Here is an 18,004-nt window from a genome sequence, read left to right as displayed (position 1 = left end):
TACATAGCTTGTCCACTTATGTTGCCGCTCGCGGACGGCCTCTGATTAGTTACAGCCTTAGAAAAACTGCAGCATCCAGATAGCACCGTGCGAACATGTCCTGCAACTTCGGCCCCCGAAGGAAGATCATGCGAGGCGACAACCCACCCCGCGTTGATATCCAATTCCGAACCGGAGCTGGGTACATCAAATACATCGTCCGTGTGGCTTCTGGATTTGTAACATGGCGTCCACCAGGCCCGAGGTCCCAAGCTGCATGGAAGGCAAGGTTTGCCTTCTCGGTAACGCAGATCCTGTTTGATGGGACCTTCGAAAGCACGATCGTGCAGGCGGAGGCGCAGAGCCCATCAATGACCACGGTCTGGCCCGTGTCCTTCAATTGATCATATCGATCGACGTAACGTCGGATCAAGCCACCGCGATCATTGGCAATTCTCAACACGGCGTGGCTCTCGCCGACGCATATAAACAAAAATGCTGAAGCGAGCAGCAAAGTAAGAGATTTCATAATGTGCCTCCCCGACTGAGACATCAGATGCGCGATAGCGTGTTCTCTGGCCGTAGGTCCAGAATTCTCGATTCTGGCTAAAAGCAAGGCTCCTGACGGAGTTTGCCCCGTGCGCGGGAATGGGATTGATCTAAGTCAATAAAATCGCAAGCTGAGGAGACTGATTGACAGCTAATCTTGGAAGCTTCATTGCATGAATTTAAGATACCCGAAATAAAGTGGTCGGACGATACTGTGCGGAGCGCGATGTAAAGCTCGAGGAAAGTGTTCCAGCGGATGGGAGCAACTGTGTTCAGCTTCGATCGCGGCGAGCGAACATGCCGAAGCCCGCTAGGAAAAATTATCCAATTCCAAATCGAACCGTATGACGCGCGCCACAGGTGCTTCTCAACTTACTCCCGTGTGGGGCCGATCTCGATCTTAGCGGGTGGAATTGCTTTCCGTGGATACAAACCGGACTTCGACGTGCGGAGTATTGCCCGGGTGTGGAGCGGAGAAAGTGTGACGTCATGGCGTCCGGGTTTGCAGGCCGCCTCTAATTCTATCACAGTGTACTCAAGGACGATGCCCTTTGGTGCAATTGGGAGTGCCTCTGCCCTGCTGCAGCTTGCTCCAGAGTTGTTAACTTGGAAGAGGGGGAGATCATGTCTTGTCCTGCCTCGATCAGACGGCACTTCCCGGACCCGTCAATCACGACCAAAGACACCCGCGAGACGTCTCTGGTGCAAGAATCGCGGCGAGGTTCTATTTTGATCCTCGCAGGATTCCGAACCGAAGTTGAGACCCAATTGATGATCGATCGACTCTTGAGTGAGTACTTTACGTCCGAATCGCGGCAGCCGTAAGCGCCACTTCGCGGTCTCTTGCGCCAGTGTGCGCCATCCTTAAATTGACGTGACGAGCACTTCGTTACCTTCGCGACGAGGACATACTTTGCTTGAGCCGGGATGGTTGGCAGGGGACATTGCTTCGCCGGCGTTGATCTAGATCAACTAGGCAGTTGCCACGACGCCCGAATACAGATGTGGTCACGGGATGTGTGATCACGCTGTTGCTTGGTCTGGTAGCCAATCGTTGCTCGGGAGGTCATCACAATGAGGTGCAGATTGCTTCTGCTTGCGCTGGTCTTAGTCTCCTCAGCTTTCGCCAGTGAGGCGCGCGCCACGACGACCGATATTCGCAGCATCACCTGTGGCGAATATCTTGCCATGTCGGCTGCACCGTCGAGCAAATTTTCGGCTTGGATGACCGGCTGGTTTAGTTATGAAAGCCGGAGGACGTTTGTAGATTTTGACCTGCATCGGGCAAATGTCTCAAGCGTAAGAGGGTGGTGCCAATCCAACCCAAATGCCAGCGTGATGGCAGGGCTGGAAAAATCGATAGGCGTAACTGCGGTGCCTACTGCTACGTTGGATTTCAACAAGATCACCTGCGGAACTTGGCTGGCATACGGTCCAGCAGATCAAGATTTTGTAAGATACTTCATGAGTGGCTATTACAACGCAGCGGCAAGCAACAGTGTATTGGATTACGACCGCCTGCAGCGGAATTCCAGTGCGGTCGGAAGTAGCTCAAAGCAGCATCACATACACCACGCTAGCCATGATGATCGCGAGGCTGACAATGATTATGCCGAGAAAAAATTTGCCCATCGCTCTGGAAAGACTCTAGGAACAATGAACAAGAAAATGACGTTCCTTGTTCCTAACGCCGGGAGCTGGGGATGCGCAAAGTCTTTGCTAACCTCGACTACGAAACTAGAAGTCAGCTTCTCCTGCTGGTCGATATCGCCATAGCCATCTGTGGCTCCGCAGCAGTGGTCGGTGTTCTTCAGATGGTCGGAAGCTTATTCTGGTGACTGCACGCATCGGCGGCTCATGATTCTATCATGGAAGCATCTCAGCCTTCCGTGATGGCCGCCACGTCGCTGCCGGTCAGCCGAAGGCAGTGGCCTTTATCTGCCGTTCTCCGCGCTGATATAGATGTTGAAGATCGACATTCCGGCCTCGTCGGTGACCTCCAGGTGCCATTCTTGGCCCGGTTCAAGTCGACGATGCATGTTCCTCAGAAGGTCGGCAGCGAAAGCCGTAGCCTCGCGCCAAGTCGCTTCAACGTCCGGCAGTACTTCGCCTTCAGTGTCGGTACTCGGTTCAACAGTCCTGACGTGGAAATAATAACGCGGCATGCCTGAAAATCCTGACGAAAGGCTCCCTGCAAACGCGGCTTAGCAGCGGCGAGCGAAAGTCTATTTCTCCTCTGGTTTGGGATGAAGGGCAGCCTTCTCCGCGTTCATTTCCTCGATGAGGCCTGCGATGCCGTCTCTCGCTATTCTGTCGGTGATACCGGAAAGCAAGTGATTATAATGGGCAATTTTCTCGTCGATTTCGTCGCATTTGCCGCACATGAGAATACCTGCGCCATTGCAGGTCCAGCCGAGTAGGCCACCTGTGATTAACAAATGTTCATTGCCGAGCTTGGTTCCAGCGCTTTCCCGACCTCGCCGACCCATGTGTTCAAGCGCGTGCAATAATCTAAGTTAGCGACTCGCTATCGACGTCGATTGCATGATGAGGCGTCGATTGATCCGGGGCCTAGAATGAATCAGCAGAAAACGGAAGACGTTGATCGTCAACGGCTTGTCGACGAGGCCCGTGCCGCACGAGAGCATGCGCGGGCACTGTCAGACGAAGCTGCCATGGGCGTCTACGAGCTGCGCCAGTCAGTACTGGAAAGCGCTGGAAAGCGAGTTGAGACAAGCGCCCAGCGCGAGAACCAGTCCGTGGAAATGGCGGAGGTTCGGCTGGTAGTGCGGGAATATATCGACCATCAACGTTCGCTCCTGCGCGGCTCTCCACGGCTGCGCTCACTGAACGAGCCACGCGGGCGAAGAACCGAGGACCGGTAGGCCCGCGCTAGTCTTAGCGGCTGGATCATCTCTGGAGGAGAGGCGAGCTGATCGAGGCTGCGCCACGATTTAGCGACTCATTTACCCGGCAGGCCGACCGTGCTTCCCATATCAAGGCGTCCATAGCTGCAGGAAACATGGTACGCTTCCGATCTCTGGAGCAAGGCCCGCGCGCTTTTTCATGCCATGATCAATCCCAACTGCCCCATCTGCTTCGGCTTGGGGTTCGTCTGCGAGAACCACCCGGACCGGGCCTGGAGCAAAGAGCTTGTCCTACTTCAATGGTGCGAGGCCAAGTGCAAAAGTTTTTGAAGTTTCCTGTTGTCCCCGAGAGCGGGAGCAATCGTCCGCAGGCGCGCGAGAGCTTTTCCAAGCGCATATACACTTCCCGGCGCGGCATCGCCAACCACGGCCACCAGCATATCTAAAATCTTAGACGGCGCGGCTTTGTAGAGCGCTTCGTCGGCCTCAGCTATGGAATGCACCGTTGATTGCGAACGCGGATCGTCGGGTTGAATGAAGGGAGTGATAACGTCAGCAGCTTCCGGAAAAGCCGCTCCAGATGCGAGCAGTATTCGTACAAGTGTGAAGGTCGCTGCTGGCGTCTGCATCTCGACATCGAGCGGCCAAATACCTCGAAAGACTGGTCCAACCACATTCTGCCAACGCTCGATCTTTTCTTCCGACTTAGCACTATGCATTTCGACAGCCAAGCGGTGACCCACGCTGGATAGCGATCTCCCGCCGGTCTTGCGTAAAGCCGACCTTGCTTCGGTATCAAGCAATGGATAGCCCGCAGCCTTAGCATGGTTGACGATCGATATCGTCGTCACCCATTCCGCGAACTTTTCGAGGTCCTGGGCCTCCATGTCACTACGGCCAAACATCTGCAAAAATGGTTGTTTAATAAGTCCGAACAGCTTCGGCGACCCGATGAAACTTGAGTATTTGCGTGCCGACCAAACGCTGGCTGCGTCGGGGGACGCCCAATCGAAAAGCGGGATAATTCGGGATGTCGTCCAATTCGGCGCATGTTCGAATAGGAAGGGCACATCACGAGCAAGACGGACGCGCGCAAGCAATCCAGCTTTACCAGGCGTATCGATAAGCCGATCAAGCCGTGAGCGAACGTCATCCGAAAGCTCGCTCCCATGCCGCTTAGTAATCTTGCCGAGCACCAACTCCGCAAGCCGTCCGGATGGAGAATTTATGGCGTCGGTAAATACGTCACGCATCTTCCGCCTCCGGCGTCTCGATCAACGTCGCATCGGCGATGCGGTCCCAGAGCGGCCACAACAAAGTGTCGGAAAGCGTCTTTGCATGGGCTTCCAGCCACGAGGAGGCTGCGGTCGCAATTGTGCCGAAACTATCAGTTGGCCATTGCAACAGCCGCTCTGCAATCTTCTGCTCGGTGTCAACATCCGCATAATTTTTGCGCGACCAAAGTAATTGTTCCCAATAGTCCTTCGGCCAGTCTCCCTTGATTGCGGCAGCATCCAGCCCTCGCAAAGCACGATCCGGATCGCTGAGACAGAGGCCGTGCCATCTATCTTCCTCCATGAAAGCTGCCGTCGCGGCAATGGTCCTCGCCTCTGCGACAAGCTCGGCGTCGGCAACATCCTTAAGTCTATCGGTGTCATCACCGAGTTTGCTATCGCCGCTTTCCTGCCAAACGTGAAATCCGGCTTGCTCCGCTGGTTTTGGCTCCCATTCCGGCCAACGTTCACCGATTGCGACCAACAGTTTCCCTGCTTCGGGACCGATGTCGACGCCGTCCCGAACCATGTCAGCGAGAAGATCGTAGCGGCTCCGATCGATGTGACGATCAACCTCCGGGCCTTCTCGGAACCAACTCCGTGACGGCCCCTCGCAAACCCGCAGAAGAATTCGTTGCTGCTTGTCTATTGGAAAATCGTTCCAACGCGCACGGATCAGGCGATAGGCCTCAACGCTGGAATGGGTAAGGAAGAGTTCTCCAAGGGGGATGCTGATCAGAAAGTCTGCCGCGACGTTGGCCGGGATGGCCGGATCTGCGAGCGCAAACATTGCCAGCCGTCGTATAAGGCGGAACGGGCTATCCCGCCAGCGCTCTGCGATGGCGAGAGCTTTGCCACTGGATTTTTCGGCCAGCCTGGCCCAGATTTCGGCCATCACCCGAACGATTGTTTGAAAGCCGGAGCGATACTCGTTCTGACCATGATGCGCCACCGAAGGAACATCGCTGTCCGATGTGCTGTAGCCTTCGTTCGCCTCCACGCCAGCATCTGTTGCATCCGCCAATGCCCCGCTGAGCGCTGCGGTCAACTGCCTAAGAAGAATCTCGTCGATTTCAGGCTCTGAGTTCTTGGGCCAGGCGGCGAGAACGTCATCCGACCGCACGCCGTCGTCAAGTTCATAGTCGATCGCCATTAGATCAGAGGGACGTTCCAGCACTTCATCTTCAGCGGTCTCGCGCCATGAGAAACGTTTCCCAACCTTCAGCTTCGGGCGCAGCACGTTAGCGAGCCGCTCAATCAAAGGAGCCGAATGATCTCCACGCTTTAGCTGCGGGGCGATTTCGAACCACTCGTTGTGAGCAAAGCCAGCCTTAGCCGTGCGCATGTGACGGATAATCAGAGCCCAGCTCTTGAGTAACAGCGGCGGCAGATCAGCACTCTGAGCGTTCAAGCGAAATTCGAGAAAGTCTGCTGTCTCTCGTCCGAAAAAATGGATGTTGGCGACAACATCGCGCACTGCATCCACGTCAGCGAAATTGCGCTCGACCCATGCTAGTAACTGCCTTTCGCTTTGAATGAGTTTCATCTCCGACAGCAACGGCAGCCATGCCAGTGACGGATTGAACTCAGAAAGCGTCGCAGCGAGATCACCGCCCGAGAGAAAAAAGCGCAACTGTTCACGCTCGAATGGGGTCGCGTCGGCAGGTGTTTTTCTGTTGGGCGATCTTGGCTTCGCATTCTCGGTCATGAGCCAGCCACCGCTGTCGTTCCCAAAATGCCCTGAACGCGCGCACGCCGATATTCGACCGGTTGCCTAGCATATCGTGCCCATTCCGCGAGCGTATCGTAGATGGCATCGTAACCGGTAAACTCAATCGGCTTAATACCCTTTGCCTTCCATATTGACGCTGATTCGGTCGTACCTTTCTCAAGTGCATAAATATCATGTAGATCACGAAAGCGGTCGCGGTCAGCATCGAGCGTTTCAAGCAGCAAACGCATCGCGGCGTCTTCCGCGCCGTATCCGACTAGCACCAAGGTGCCGAGGCGCATGCGGTCCTCGATATAGCGCGATGCCCATCCGCTTCGCAGATATGCCTCGCCGAAGTCGGCGCTGGTCAGGATCAAGTCGGTCGGCTCCAAATCCAACGTATCATCCGCCATCCTTCCATGAAGATGCAGAATGCCGTGGTCGCGCTCACCACCGGCGCGTGGCATCGATACGCCCGCATAACTCGGCACGTTGAGCATCCCTGCGTCTCGCGCCGCCCGTTCGAAAAGCGTGTCAAAATTTGTGGTGAGCAAGCGCGGACGGCCATCGCCATCTCGTGAAAGCTGGAGCAGCGCGAGGTGGTCAGGAAACGCGGCGACCGGCGCAGCTAGTTCATTGGCGACGGCGTCACGGACGCGCGACGGCGTTCCTGGCCGGTGGGTGCGCTTCTCAAGCGAACGCAACGCTCGATCATATTCCTTGCTCTCGATGGCATTCCGCTCGGCAGGTTCATCGTCCGGGGCTTCGCCAAGCCGCGCATAGACGCGTTCGGTCAGCACTTTGAACGACGGCAAGTTGACGCGGAAGGAGACGCCAGCGCCACAGAGGAACGTCGCGCCTCCATCAGTGACAGCCCGGATCAACTCATCCGGAATGTCCGCCCCTTGCTCGACGAAACGCACTGACTTTTCCCTGCGTGCCTGCCCGTGCCCTGTTCGGGGACGAATTCGTGCCCAAAACGCACCGATGGCCGCCCCTGCGAACCTAGGCGATCGCCCGACATTACAACCACAGAGGAGGGGCTGAGAGAAGTTGCAAGCGACCAATGTATTGGCCCGCGTCGCAGTTTTTGCACAGCTATTAGTCGCGCAGCAGATCGAGACACAGCCCTCTACGGGAAGCGTGCCGGCCTAACGCTCATGGGATGACGCCACTCGGTCACGCGGCAAGCCGCGGCCCGTCCTGGCCGCAGGCCTTCGTGACTGGCGTCCCGATGATTCGCCGCAGCTCGGTGGCGATTCCGTCCAGGACCGCACGCTTTTCTTTCATCCGTCGGGAGTGGTTGTAGACCTTGCCCGTGACGGTCGGCACGATGGTGTCGCCCTTCTTTGTCACGGCGTGGTCAAGGCATTTGGCAATGGCAGCATCATCAAAGCCGAGATCGCCCGCCAACGTCGCCGCCGTCCGCCGCAGATCGTGCGGCGTGAACGGCTTGAGGCCGAGCAGTTCGCAAAGTCCGGCGGTCTTCGTCTTTTCCTTGTTTTTCTCGTGCTTGGTGCCGCGCAACGCGTCGGCCATCGCTTTGCGGTGGATCGGCTGGCCCTTGTACATCGGGCTTTCAAACACGAACTGCTGGTCCACGGAGCTCAGCGCTTCCCGGATGATCGCCACCGCAAGGTCCGACAGCGGCTGCTGGATCACACGGCGCTTCTTCACCCTCTTGAGAGGCACATCGAAGCGCGGGTTGTCGCCATCGAGATCGAATAGCTCATCCCGGTGCGCACCGAGTAGTTCACGGGAGCGGAGCATGGTCACGAGTTCGAACTTGAGCGCCAGCCGGGTCCGGCGGTCCCAGGGCAGGTCGTTGCGATTGAGACCGTGCCAGAAGATCCTGATCTCATCCTCCGACAGGACTCGGGTGCGCGGGTGTTCCGGATCGAGCTTCGGCAGGTTGACGCAGGGGTTGGCTGTCACATAGTCGCGGCCTGCCTCCGCCGCCCAGTTGAACAGGCCCGAGGCCGCCTTGCGCATATGACGCGCGTTACTGACTGAGGGCTTGCCGAACTTCCCCGCGACGATGTCGTTCGAGAGTGTCGCAATGTCGTGCTTGGTAACCTCCATCGCCAACTTTTTGCCGAGGCGGGGCCGGATGAAACGGTGGAGGTGGCTTGCCGTGTTCTCCCAGCTTTCCAGCCGAGGCCGCATCTCGCCGTCCGGCTTGCGGACCGGCGTCTTCATCCAGCCAATCCGCTCCTCGATGATTTGGGCGACAGTCTTGCCCCGCCTCGCTTTTGCAGCCTTCTGGTCGCGGAAGGTCTCGGCGAGAGCCTCGGTACCCAGTCCCTTGAGGCCGTAGACCCTGCTGCGGGCGTCCTCGACGGTAAAGGTCTCGGGATTATAGACGCCGAGCCAGCCAGTTCGCTGCTTGCCCGTCTGCCGGTCGGTGAACTTGTACGAGAAGGTCGCCACGCCCGCCGCGGTGATGCTGACATAGAGCCCGGGGCATTTGCGGTCGTAGAGCTTGGCTCGCTTGGCGACCCGCTTCTCGCACAGGCGGTCGGTCAGAATGACGCTGCTGTTGCGGCCGCGCTTGCCGACCGGGGAGGGGGCGATGCTACTGTTCATGTGGTTTCGGCTCCTAAGGCTTGGGACCAAAGGGCTCGGCTTTGAGGCTTTCAGTTTGTCGTGCGGACGCTGAAAGACTTAGGGCCGGGCCCTTAATTTGGTGAAGCCCGCTGAAACAGCCTGCATCAGGGTAGTCCAACGGTGCTTGTTTTAAAGTCTTTTGTTAGTTTCAGCGTGTTTCACCGAATGCCAAGATATAGACGTGTGGTCCTGGCCGTCGTTGCTACGGTCAAGCTGTCGCGGAGGTGTGTGCGAGCCCAACCGGGCAGACAGCATCATCCAATTCGCGTGGCGAGGGAGGCCAGAAGGAAAGTTCGGCTCCCGGGAGAGCACGGCATAAGCCGTCCAACCATCGCGCAGGGAAGGCCGAGTGATTGGCTACACCTGTATGCTGCTGTGCGGTTTTTCTGCGTGTGCTTTTCGCGCAGCGGACCGCGGGTGCCAGCCGGCACCCGGCCTTCCCTGCGCCCTCTTGGATAAGAGGGTGGAATGACGAAGCAAAACTCGGGCGAATTGCGCCGCGAGGACGCGAAGCTGTGTCTGCGGCTACACACTCCCTGTCATCGCCCGGCTTGACCGGGCGATCCAGTACTCCGAGACAGTTATGATTGAACCGCGAAGCCGCGGCGTACTGGATTCCCCGCTTTCGCGGGGAATGACAGTGGTGCTGGGAGGACGAAGCCGTCACCTCATACTCCGTCATTGCGAGCGCAGCGAAGCAATCCAGTCTGCCGCCGCGGAGGGATTCCGGATTGCTTCGCTGCGCTCGCAATGACGATGTAGAGAGAGTGTCCGCCAAACCCACCCTGGGGTAATGGTCCTGGCCTTCGCCAGGACGACGCTGGAGTTGGTGGCGATCAGTTCGACCCAAACCCCATCACAACCAAGTGTCTTTCGACGGTCTTTATTCGGGAATAACCATTCCCTATTATCCCGCAATGCAAAAAGCCGCCCGCAAATCCCGTTCCGTCGTCCGTCCGCCCGGCCGTCCCCGGGAGTTCGACATGGACACTGCGCTCGACAGGGCGGTCCGGGTGTTTTCCGAGCGCGGTTATCATGCCACCTCGATTGGCGATCTCACCGCGGCGATGCGGCTGGCGACCGGCAGCGTCTACAAGGCGTTTCGCGACAAGCATGCGGTGTTTCTCGCCGCCTTCGAGCGCTACGTCGCGTTGCGCCAGGAGCAGACCCGCAGCGCCGCGGCGCAAGGCGGCACTGGCCGCGAGCGGCTCCGCAACCTGCTGCTGTCGTATGTGGAGCACTCCCAGGGCAGCGAGGGGCGGCGCGGCTGCCTCGTGGTCGGCAGCGCGGTCGAATTGTCCGCGGTCGATCCGGTGGTCGCCGCCCTCGTCAGCGCGCGGCTCGAGACCAACGAAGGCTTCATCGCCGGCCTCATTCGCGAGGGGCAGGCCGACGGATCGATTCCGCGCCATGTGGCCGCCGACGACACCGCGCGGCTGATGATCTGCATCACGCAGGGTCTGCGCGTCGTCGGCAAGGCGCGTCTTTCGCTCGACGGCAAACGCCTGGTCGTCGTCGCGATGAAGCTGCTCGCCTGAATTTTTTGTCATATTAGGGAACAATCGTTTCCGATATCTGGAGACCGTGTGAATGACGATGAATGCCACGATCGAGACCGCGCCCGAGCCGGATGCGGTGTCGCAGCGACTGACCTTCGTCCTTGCCGCGGCCTGTGGCATGGTCGCAGCCAACATCTATTACGCCCAGCCGCTGATCGCCCCGATCAGCGCCGCGCTCGGCCTGTCGCATGAAGCGGCGGGGCTGATCGTCACCATGACGCAGATCGGCTACGGCGTGGGGCTTCTCTTCATCGTGCCGCTCGGCGACCTCGTCGAGAACCGTACCCTGATCTGCTCCGTCATCACGCTCGGTGCGGCAGCCCTGCTCGCTGCGGGGTTCTCGTCCCACGCGCTGCCGTTCCTGATCGCCGCGCTGTTCATCGGGCTCGGCTCGGTCGCGGTGCAGATCATCATTCCCTATGCGGCGCATCTCGCGCCGGCAGCCATTCGCGGCCGCGTCGTCGGTAACGTCTCGACCGGCCTGATGCTCGGCATCATGCTGGCGCGGCCGGTGTCGAGCTTCGTCACGGCGATGCTGTCGTGGCACGCGGTGTTCTTCTGCTCGGCCGCGCTGATGATCGTGCTCGCAGCCGTGCTCTGGATGACGCTGCCGAAGCGCAAGCCGGTCGCGCGGATGCATTACGGCGAGTTGCTGCTGTCGATGCCGCATCTGGTGCGGACCACGCCGCTGCTGCGCCGCCGCGCGCTGTACCAGGCCAGCCTGTTCGGCGCCTTCAGCCTGTTCTGGACCGTGACGCCGCTGCTGCTCGCGAGCGAATTCGGCTTCACCCAGCGCGGCATCGCGCTGTTCGCGCTTGCCGGTGTCGCCGGCGTGTTCGCGGCTCCGATCGCGGGGCGGCTTGCCGATCACGGCCATAGCCGCATGGCAACATTGGTCGCGCTGCTGCTCGCGGCCGTGGGCTTCCTGATCACGCATGTCGGCGCGGCTGGATCGGTGTTGAACCTCGCCTGCCTGGTCGTGGCCGCGATCGCGATCGACATCGGCGTGCAGGGCAACGTCGTGATCGGCTTCCGCGCGATCTTCGCGCTGGGGCATGAGCATCGCAGCCGCCTCAACGGCCTCTACATGGCGACGTTCTTCACCGCGGGCGCGGCGGGCTCGGCGGTCGGCGCCTGGGCATTTGCGCAAGGCGGCTGGACGCTCGCATCGGCCATTGGACTCGCGCTGCCCATCGCAGGCCTGATCTATGCGGCCACTGAATAGGGGCCGGGGTCTCCCAAGTCGTGCGATTCGGCCCGTTTACCAAGGCCCTCCCGCCGGCAATTTCCGCCTCGCAGTTTCCCTGCCGGTGTAGTACTTTGGTCGCAAGCGAGCCTGGTTAACGGGCGGCAGGGGGAGGCTGATGAGGCGTGCGGGGCTGGTTGGCGTAGCGCGGGTACGACCGTGGTCGTGGCAGGCGTTCCTGCTTGGATTCGTCGTTGTCGCAATGTCGGCTGCGCTCCAGGGCGTCTGTGTCTCGCTCGGCGCAAAACTCTATTTCGCGGCGTTCCTGCCCGGCCTCTTTGTGCTCGGTCTTGTCGCGGGCGCACCGGCGGCGGCGTTCGCCACGGTGCTCACCATTCCGCTGGTGTGGTGGGCGTTCATGCCGCCCTTCTTCGAGTTCAATTTGCTGACCAGCGCGCATGCCGATTCCATCAAGCTGTTCTGCCTGCTCGCCGTGCTGGTGATCGGCCTTGCCGATCTCTGCCGCGCGACGATGGCGATCATCAGCCGCGGCGGGTTGAAGCCGCGAAGCGAAAGCGCGGCAACGAATTCGCAATAGATCGGCACTGCGCGGCCGCGCGCGTTGCGCGCGGGCAACAGTCCGGAAACCATTCGCGCGCTTGCTGTGCGGCGCTAACTTTTCGAAAAAGATTTGGCCGCAATTTCTCCCCCGGGAATGACGAGGGAGTTTTCGGACATGAACGGCCAAATCACCGGCCAAGTCACCGGTCACGCCATCTTGGAGAATGTGCGCCGCTACCGCGGCATCGCATCGCTCTATCGCCAGACCGCTGCATTCCGCCCGGGCCAGAGCTGGTCGCTGCTGGAGCAGGCGAGGGATTGGGAAGCGCGGGCGCTGCTGGAGCTGGAAGCCTATTTCGCCGCGCGGATGGATTACGCCGCGACGCGTGCGGCCTGATCGTTAACCATCGGCGCGGCCTTGCGCAGGCCCGCGTCGGTCGTGGGGGCGTGCACGGAAAACACGGGGCGATTACGGAGTTATCTCGACGCCCGCTTATGCTAGCAACGTCCCGACCGAGACATCCCAATTCGGCCGGGGCAAGCGATGACCACCTTCAACCGCATCTTCACGACCGAGCGCCTGCTCCAGATCATCGTCATTCTGGCGGCCACGGTCGCGATGAAGCTGATGGGCTGAATTTCGACGGGCTATCGCGCGCCGAATTCGGGCAATTCGGGCAGATAGTTCGCCCCCTCCGAGCCGAGAAAATCGAACATCGCCTGCGCCGGCGGCAACAGCACCTTGTCGCTGCGGCGGATCACGTACCATTGCCGCACGATCGGCAGGCCCGCGACGTCGAGCACGACGAGCCGGCCCTCGGTGAGCTCGTGCGCCACGGTGTGGGCCGAGATGAAGGCGATGCCGAGCCCGGCGATCACCGCCTGCTTGATGGTCTCGTTGCTGCTCATCTCCATGCCGATGATCGGCTCGAGATCCGATCTCTGGAACATGCCTTCCATCAGTGTCCGCGTGCCTGAGCCGGGCTCGCGGGTGAGGAAGGTCTCGTGCACGAGGTCGGTCAGGTTGAGGCCGGAATCCTTCTCCAGCCAGTGCCCCTTGCGTGCGACGATGATATGCGGATTGCGCCCGAGCTGACGGACGTCGACGCTGACATCGGCCGGTGGCCGACCCATCACCGCGAAGTCCAGGTCGTAGCCGTGCATGGCCTCGCGGATCTCCTCGCGATTGCCGATGGTGAGCTTGAGCTCGATCTTCGGATACCGCTTCGAGAACGCCGCGATGGCGTGCGGCACGAAATATTTTGCGGTCGAGACCGCGCCGAGATGCACCGTGCCGCCGGTCCGCCCGGCGAGCAGGTCGAGCGCGCCCTGGCAGTCGGCGATTGCGGCTTCGACGCGCTCGGCGAGGGTAAGCACCTCCTTGCCCGCCTCCGTCAGCAGCATGCCGTCGCCGGTCCGCTGCAGCAGCGGCAGGCCGGCGAGATCCTGAAGCTGGCGCAGTTGCTGGGTCACGGCCGGCTGCGTCAGGCCGAGCTGGGTGGAGGCTGCCGTGACGCTGCCCTTGGCCGCGAGCGCCGCGAGCGAGCGAAGCTGCCGGATCGTCAGATGCCGGAGCTGTGCCGCTGAATGGGCATTATAAGATAATTCTTTGGCGCTCATTATGAATAGAAATTTTCCTTATTAAGCCGCCCCTGTCAATCTCATCTTGTTGGCACTGACCGCACCGACCTCCAGCGGGGAGGGAACTGGATGTGGCGCCAGCAAAGGGATGGACGCAGATGACCGGGCAACTCAGGCTGGACGACCACCTTCAACGGTATTCGGAGACGGCGCCGCATGCGCTGGCCGTGGCGGCCGCGGTCGACGCCATCGCGGCGGCCGCGATCGAGATCGCCGATCTCATCGCCACGGGAGACCTCGCCGACGCCTCGGGCCTGACCACCGGTCGCAATAGCGACGGTGATGTGCAGCGCGATCTCGACGTGCAGGCGGATGCGATTCTGCGCCGCTGTCTCGGCAAGCTGCCGATCGCGGCACTGGCGTCGGAGGAGATGCGCGAACCCCAAATCGGTGACCGCACGGCGAAGATCTGCGTCGCGATCGATCCGCTCGACGGCTCCTCCAACATCGACATCAACATGACCGTGGGCACGATCTTCTCGATCCTGCCTGCGCCGGATGATCTCGCGCTCGCCTTCCACCAGCGCGGCTCGGCGCAGCTCGCAGCGGGGTTCGTCACCTACGGCCCGCAGACCTCGCTGGTGCTGACGCTCGGCGACGGCGTCGACATCTTCACGCTTGACCGCAAGTCCGGCTGCTTCCGTCTCGCCCGCAGCGCCGTGCAGATCTCCGAGACCTGCGAGGAGTTCGCGATCAACGCCTCGAACCGACGGCATTGGGAACAGCCGGTCCGCGCCTTCGTCGACGAATGCCTCGCCGGTGTGGAAGGGCAGGCCAACCACAATTTCAACATGCGCTGGGTCGGCTCGCTGGTTGCCGAGGCCTATCGCATTCTCACCCGCGGTGGCGTGTTCCTCTATCCCTCCGATGCACGGCCCGGCTATGGCGACGGCCGCCTACGCCTCGTCTACGAGGCGCACCCGATGGCTTACATCGTCGAGCAGGCCGGCGGCTCTGCTTCGACCGGTCGCGAACGCATCCTCGAACTCTCGGCGCAGAGCCTGCATCAGCGCGTGCCGCTGATCATGGGTTCGAGCAACGAGGTGCAGCGCGTCGAGGAACTGCATTGCGATCCCTTGCTGGTCGCCAGCGTCTCAGCACCGCTGTTTGCGCGGCGCGGCTTCTTCCGGCTGTAAGCGAGGCATCCCATGTCCAGGAAGCATCCGATCATCTCCATCACCGGCTCCTCCGGCGCCGGCACCACGTCGGTCAAGAAGACCTTCGAGCAGATCTTCTTCCGCGAGAAGGTCAACGCCGCCTACATCGAAGGCGACGCCTTCCATCGGTACGATCGCGCCGAGATGCGCACGCAGATGGCGAAGGAGGCCGATCGCGGCAACAGGCATTTCAGCCATTTCAGCCCCGAGACCAACCTGTTCGAGGAGCTGGAGCGGGCGTTCCGCGACTATGGCGAGACCGGCACGGCGACGACGCGGCACTATGTCCACGATGCCGAGGAATCCGCGCTGCATGGCGCCGCACCCGGCACCTTCACAGAATGGAAACGGCTGCCGGAGAGCTCCGACCTGCTGTTCTACGAGGGCCTGCACGGCGCCGTCGTCACCGACAAGGTCAATGTCGCGCGCTATGCCGACCTCAAGATCGGCGTCGTGCCCGTCATCAATCTCGAATGGATCCAGAAGCTGCACCGCGACCGCAGTGCGCGAGGCTATTCGACCGAGGCCGTCACCGACACCGTTCTGCGGCGGATGCCCGACTACATCCACTACATCTGCCCGCAGTTCTCCGAGACCGACATCAACTTCCAGCGCGTGCCGACGGTGGACACCTCCAATCCGTTCATCGCGCGCTGGATCCCGACGCCGGACGAATCGATGGTCGTGATCCGCTTCAAGAACCCGCGCGGCATCGACTTCCCGTATCTGCTCTCGATGCTGCCGCAAAGCTGGATGTCGCGTGCCAATTCGATCGTGTGCCCCGGCGCCAAGCTCGATCTTGCCATGCAGCTCATCCTGACGCCGCTGATCATGCAGCTGATCGAGCGCAAGCGAAACCTGAAGTGAACGAGGGGAAAATCCGATGAACATCTCCGTCCACGCCGACGCCGACCTCACGGCGGTATCGCATAGCGATCTCGCCAATGCCGTCCGCTTCCTCGCGGTCGACGCCATCGAGACCTCGCAATCCGGCCATCCCGGCCTGCCCATGGGCATGGCCGATGTCGCGACCGTGCTGTTCTCGCGATTCCTGAAATTCGACTCGGCTCACCCCAATTGGCCAGACCGGGATCGCTTCGTGCTGTCGGCGGGCCATGGCTCGATGCTGCTCTACGCGCTGCTGCATCTGACCGGCGGCGATGTCAGCCTCGACGACATCAAGGCCTTCAGGCAATGGGGCTCGAAGACGCCGGGCCATCCGGAATATGGCCATACGCCGGGCGTCGAGACGACGACCGGTCCGCTGGGGCAGGGGATTGCGACCGCGGTGGGCATGGCACTCGCCGAGCGGATGGGCAATGCGCGGCATGGCGACGGCCTCGTCGATCACTTTACGTATGTGATCGCCGGCGACGGCTGCCTGATGGAAGGCATCAGCCAGGAAGCGATTTCGCTCGCCGGCCATCTCGGGCTCGGCCGCCTGATCGTGCTGTTCGACGACAACGGCATCTCCATTGACGGGCCGACGTCGCTTGCGACCTCCGACGACCAGCTCGCGCGCTTCGCTGCCTCCGGCTGGTCGGTGCGCCGTGTCGATGGGCACGATCCCGAAGCAGTTGCGCAGGCGATTGCCGAGGAGCGTGAGAGCGCAAGACCGTCGCTGATCGCCTGCCGCACCATCATCGGCTATGGCGCGCCGGATCGTCAGGGCACGGAGAAGGCGCATGGCGCGCCGCTCGGCATCGAGCAGACCGCGGCGGCGCGGCGAACTCTCGGCTGGGACTATCAGCCCTTCGTGGTGCCCGTCACGATCATGAAAGCGTGGCGGATGATCGGGCAGCGCGGGCAGGTCGCGCGTCTCGCCTGGCTCGATCGCTATGAATGCGCGACGCCCGAGCAGCGCGATCTGTTTGTCGAGGGCAAGGCGGTTGCCCTGCCGAACGCCTATGCCCAGGCCTCGGCGAAATTACGCGAACGCTTTGCCACCGAGCGTCCAAAGCTCGCGACGCGGCAGGCTTCGCAACAGGTGCTCGACGGCATCGCAGGAACGATTCCGGGATTTGTCGGCGGCTCGGCCGACCTGACGCATTCGAACCTGACGCATGCCAAGGCGCAGACCCCGGTCAAGCGCGACGCATTCGCCGGCGATTACATCCATTACGGGATCCGCGAGCATGGCATGGCGGCCGCGATGAACGGCCTCGCGCTGCACGGGGGCTTCATTCCTTATGGCGGCACCTTCCTCGCCTTCTCCGATTACAGCCGGCCGGCGATCCGCCTTGCGGCCTTGATGCGGATCCGCGTCATTCATGTGATGACCCATGACTCCATCGGCCTCGGTGAGGACGGCCCCACGCACCAACCCGTCGAGCATCTCGCAGCGCTCCGCGTCATTCCGAACCTGCTTGTGTTCCGGCCGGCCGATGCGGTCGAGACGCTGGAAGCATGGGACTGCGCGCTCCAAGCTGAAAATCGTCCCTCCGTGCTGTGCCTGTCGCGCCAGGCCCTGCCGACCTTCCGCAGCGATGTGCGCGGTAGAAACCGGGTCGCACGCGGCGCCTATCTGATCGTTTCGCCGGACGGCGGCCGGGACGTGACGCTCATCGCAACGGGTTCGGAAGTCTCGATTGCGCTGGAAGCGGCCCGCCTGCTCGCCACCGAGCACATCCGCGCGGCCGTGGTCTCCGCGCCCTGCTTCGCGTTGTTCGAGGAGCAGCCGGAGGATTACCGGGCTGCCGTGCTCGGCACGGTGCCACGGGTAGGCATCGAGGCGGCGGTCGCCGGCGATTGGCATCGATGGATCGGCACTGACGGCGAATTCGTCGGCATGCGCGGCTTCGGTGCTTCGGCGCCCGCGCCAGTGCTCTACCGCGAATTCGGCATCACGCCCCAAAGCGTTGCGGAAGCCGCCCGGCGGGCGATTGCCCGCACAGGCAAGCAATAAGAGGAGGA

The 18,004-nt window shown here is 61.1% G+C and carries 17 protein-coding genes; 9 read left to right on the top strand and 8 right to left on the bottom strand.

The features are described 5' to 3' along the window. Positions 1–49 precede the first annotated feature (49 nt). Positions 50–508, bottom strand: coding sequence for a hypothetical protein (locus tag AC0L3P_RS17075; RefSeq protein WP_473303098.1), 459 nt, complete (start codon positions 506–508; stop codon positions 50–52). 1,106 nt (positions 509–1,614) lie between these two features. Between AC0L3P_RS17075 and AC0L3P_RS17070 the strand changes: the two genes are divergently transcribed. Further along, entirely contained in the window at positions 1,615–2,304 is a 690-nt protein-coding gene (locus AC0L3P_RS17070; protein WP_473303096.1) for an HdeA/HdeB family chaperone, read from the top strand. Between the two features lie 158 nt (positions 2,305–2,462). On the opposite strand, the gene AC0L3P_RS17065 is transcribed toward AC0L3P_RS17070, so the two are convergent. Both AC0L3P_RS17065 and AC0L3P_RS17060 read right to left on the bottom strand, forming a co-directional pair. Next, positions 2,463–2,693, bottom strand: coding sequence for a DUF6894 family protein (locus AC0L3P_RS17065; RefSeq protein WP_473303091.1), 231 nt, complete (start codon positions 2,691–2,693; stop codon positions 2,463–2,465). Between the two features lie 60 nt (positions 2,694–2,753). Continuing rightward, positions 2,754–3,017 carry a hypothetical protein gene (locus AC0L3P_RS17060; protein WP_473303089.1) on the bottom strand — a complete coding sequence of 88 codons (264 nt, stop codon included), beginning with the start codon at positions 3,015–3,017 and terminating at the stop codon, positions 2,754–2,756. Between the two features lie 87 nt (positions 3,018–3,104). On the opposite strand from AC0L3P_RS17060, the gene AC0L3P_RS17055 reads away from it, so the two are divergent. Beyond that, positions 3,105–3,413: a hypothetical protein gene (locus tag AC0L3P_RS17055; protein WP_473303087.1), complete on the top strand. Its 309-nt coding sequence runs from the start codon at positions 3,105–3,107 to the stop codon at positions 3,411–3,413. A gap of 278 nt (positions 3,414–3,691) precedes the next feature. Here the strand turns inward: AC0L3P_RS17055 and AC0L3P_RS17050 are convergent, their stop codons facing one another. The 4 genes from AC0L3P_RS17050 to AC0L3P_RS17035 all read right to left on the bottom strand — a co-directional run bounded on the left by AC0L3P_RS17050 (position 3,692) and on the right by AC0L3P_RS17035 (position 8,966). Beyond that, positions 3,692–4,648, bottom strand: coding sequence for a hypothetical protein (locus tag AC0L3P_RS17050; protein WP_473303085.1), 957 nt, complete (start codon positions 4,646–4,648; stop codon positions 3,692–3,694). Then, a complete protein-coding gene (locus tag AC0L3P_RS17045) occupies positions 4,641–6,377 on the bottom strand; it encodes a hypothetical protein (RefSeq protein ID WP_473303083.1) in 1,737 nt (578 codons plus the stop codon). The genes AC0L3P_RS17050 and AC0L3P_RS17045 overlap by 8 nt, the downstream gene beginning before the upstream one ends. After that, entirely contained in the window at positions 6,374–7,303 is a 930-nt protein-coding gene (locus AC0L3P_RS17040) for an SIR2 family protein (protein WP_473303080.1), read from the bottom strand. The genes AC0L3P_RS17045 and AC0L3P_RS17040 overlap by 4 nt, the downstream gene beginning before the upstream one ends. A gap of 256 nt (positions 7,304–7,559) precedes the next feature. Next, positions 7,560–8,966, bottom strand: coding sequence for a tyrosine-type recombinase/integrase (locus AC0L3P_RS17035; RefSeq protein ID WP_473303078.1), 1,407 nt, complete (start codon positions 8,964–8,966; stop codon positions 7,560–7,562). 938 nt (positions 8,967–9,904) lie between these two features. Between AC0L3P_RS17035 and AC0L3P_RS17030 the strand changes: the two genes are divergently transcribed. From AC0L3P_RS17030 to AC0L3P_RS17015, 4 genes are all read left to right on the top strand, one after another. Continuing rightward, the gene (locus AC0L3P_RS17030; RefSeq protein WP_473303076.1) at positions 9,905–10,525 is read left to right on the top strand and encodes a TetR/AcrR family transcriptional regulator; all 621 of its coding nucleotides are present in this window, start codon (positions 9,905–9,907) and stop codon (positions 10,523–10,525) included. Positions 10,526–10,577: 52 nt separating this feature from the next. Further along, positions 10,578–11,771, top strand: a complete 1,194-nt coding sequence (locus tag AC0L3P_RS17025; protein WP_473303073.1) for an MFS transporter — start codon at positions 10,578–10,580, stop codon at positions 11,769–11,771. Between the two features lie 139 nt (positions 11,772–11,910). Beyond that, on the top strand, positions 11,911–12,330 hold the full coding sequence (locus tag AC0L3P_RS17020; protein WP_354209052.1) for a DUF4118 domain-containing protein: 420 nt from the start codon (positions 11,911–11,913) through the stop codon (positions 12,328–12,330). 150 nt (positions 12,331–12,480) lie between these two features. Next, positions 12,481–12,690, top strand: coding sequence for a hypothetical protein (locus tag AC0L3P_RS17015; RefSeq protein ID WP_275171812.1), 210 nt, complete (start codon positions 12,481–12,483; stop codon positions 12,688–12,690). Between the two features lie 251 nt (positions 12,691–12,941). Here the strand turns inward: AC0L3P_RS17015 and AC0L3P_RS17010 are convergent, their stop codons facing one another. Further along, on the bottom strand, positions 12,942–13,913 hold the full coding sequence (locus AC0L3P_RS17010; RefSeq protein WP_473303069.1) for a LysR family transcriptional regulator: 972 nt from the start codon (positions 13,911–13,913) through the stop codon (positions 12,942–12,944). 119 nt (positions 13,914–14,032) lie between these two features. Between AC0L3P_RS17010 and AC0L3P_RS17005 the strand changes: the two genes are divergently transcribed. From AC0L3P_RS17005 to tkt, 3 genes are read left to right on the top strand one after another with little or no spacing between them, the layout of a single operon-like run. Then, on the top strand, positions 14,033–15,070 hold the full coding sequence (locus AC0L3P_RS17005) for a class 1 fructose-bisphosphatase (RefSeq protein WP_473303066.1): 1,038 nt from the start codon (positions 14,033–14,035) through the stop codon (positions 15,068–15,070). A gap of 12 nt (positions 15,071–15,082) precedes the next feature. After that, positions 15,083–15,958 carry a phosphoribulokinase gene (locus AC0L3P_RS17000; RefSeq protein WP_063993396.1) on the top strand — a complete coding sequence of 292 codons (876 nt, stop codon included), beginning with the start codon at positions 15,083–15,085 and terminating at the stop codon, positions 15,956–15,958. 16 nt (positions 15,959–15,974) lie between these two features. Then, entirely contained in the window at positions 15,975–17,996 is a 2,022-nt protein-coding gene (gene tkt, locus AC0L3P_RS16995) for a transketolase (protein ID WP_473303063.1), read from the top strand. Positions 17,997–18,004: the final 8 nt, after the last annotated feature.

This window comes from Bradyrhizobium sp. WSM4874 (assembly GCF_055811835.1).
The sequence above is the reverse complement of the archived record's forward strand: the minus strand, read 5'-3'. Positions and strand labels throughout refer to the sequence as shown.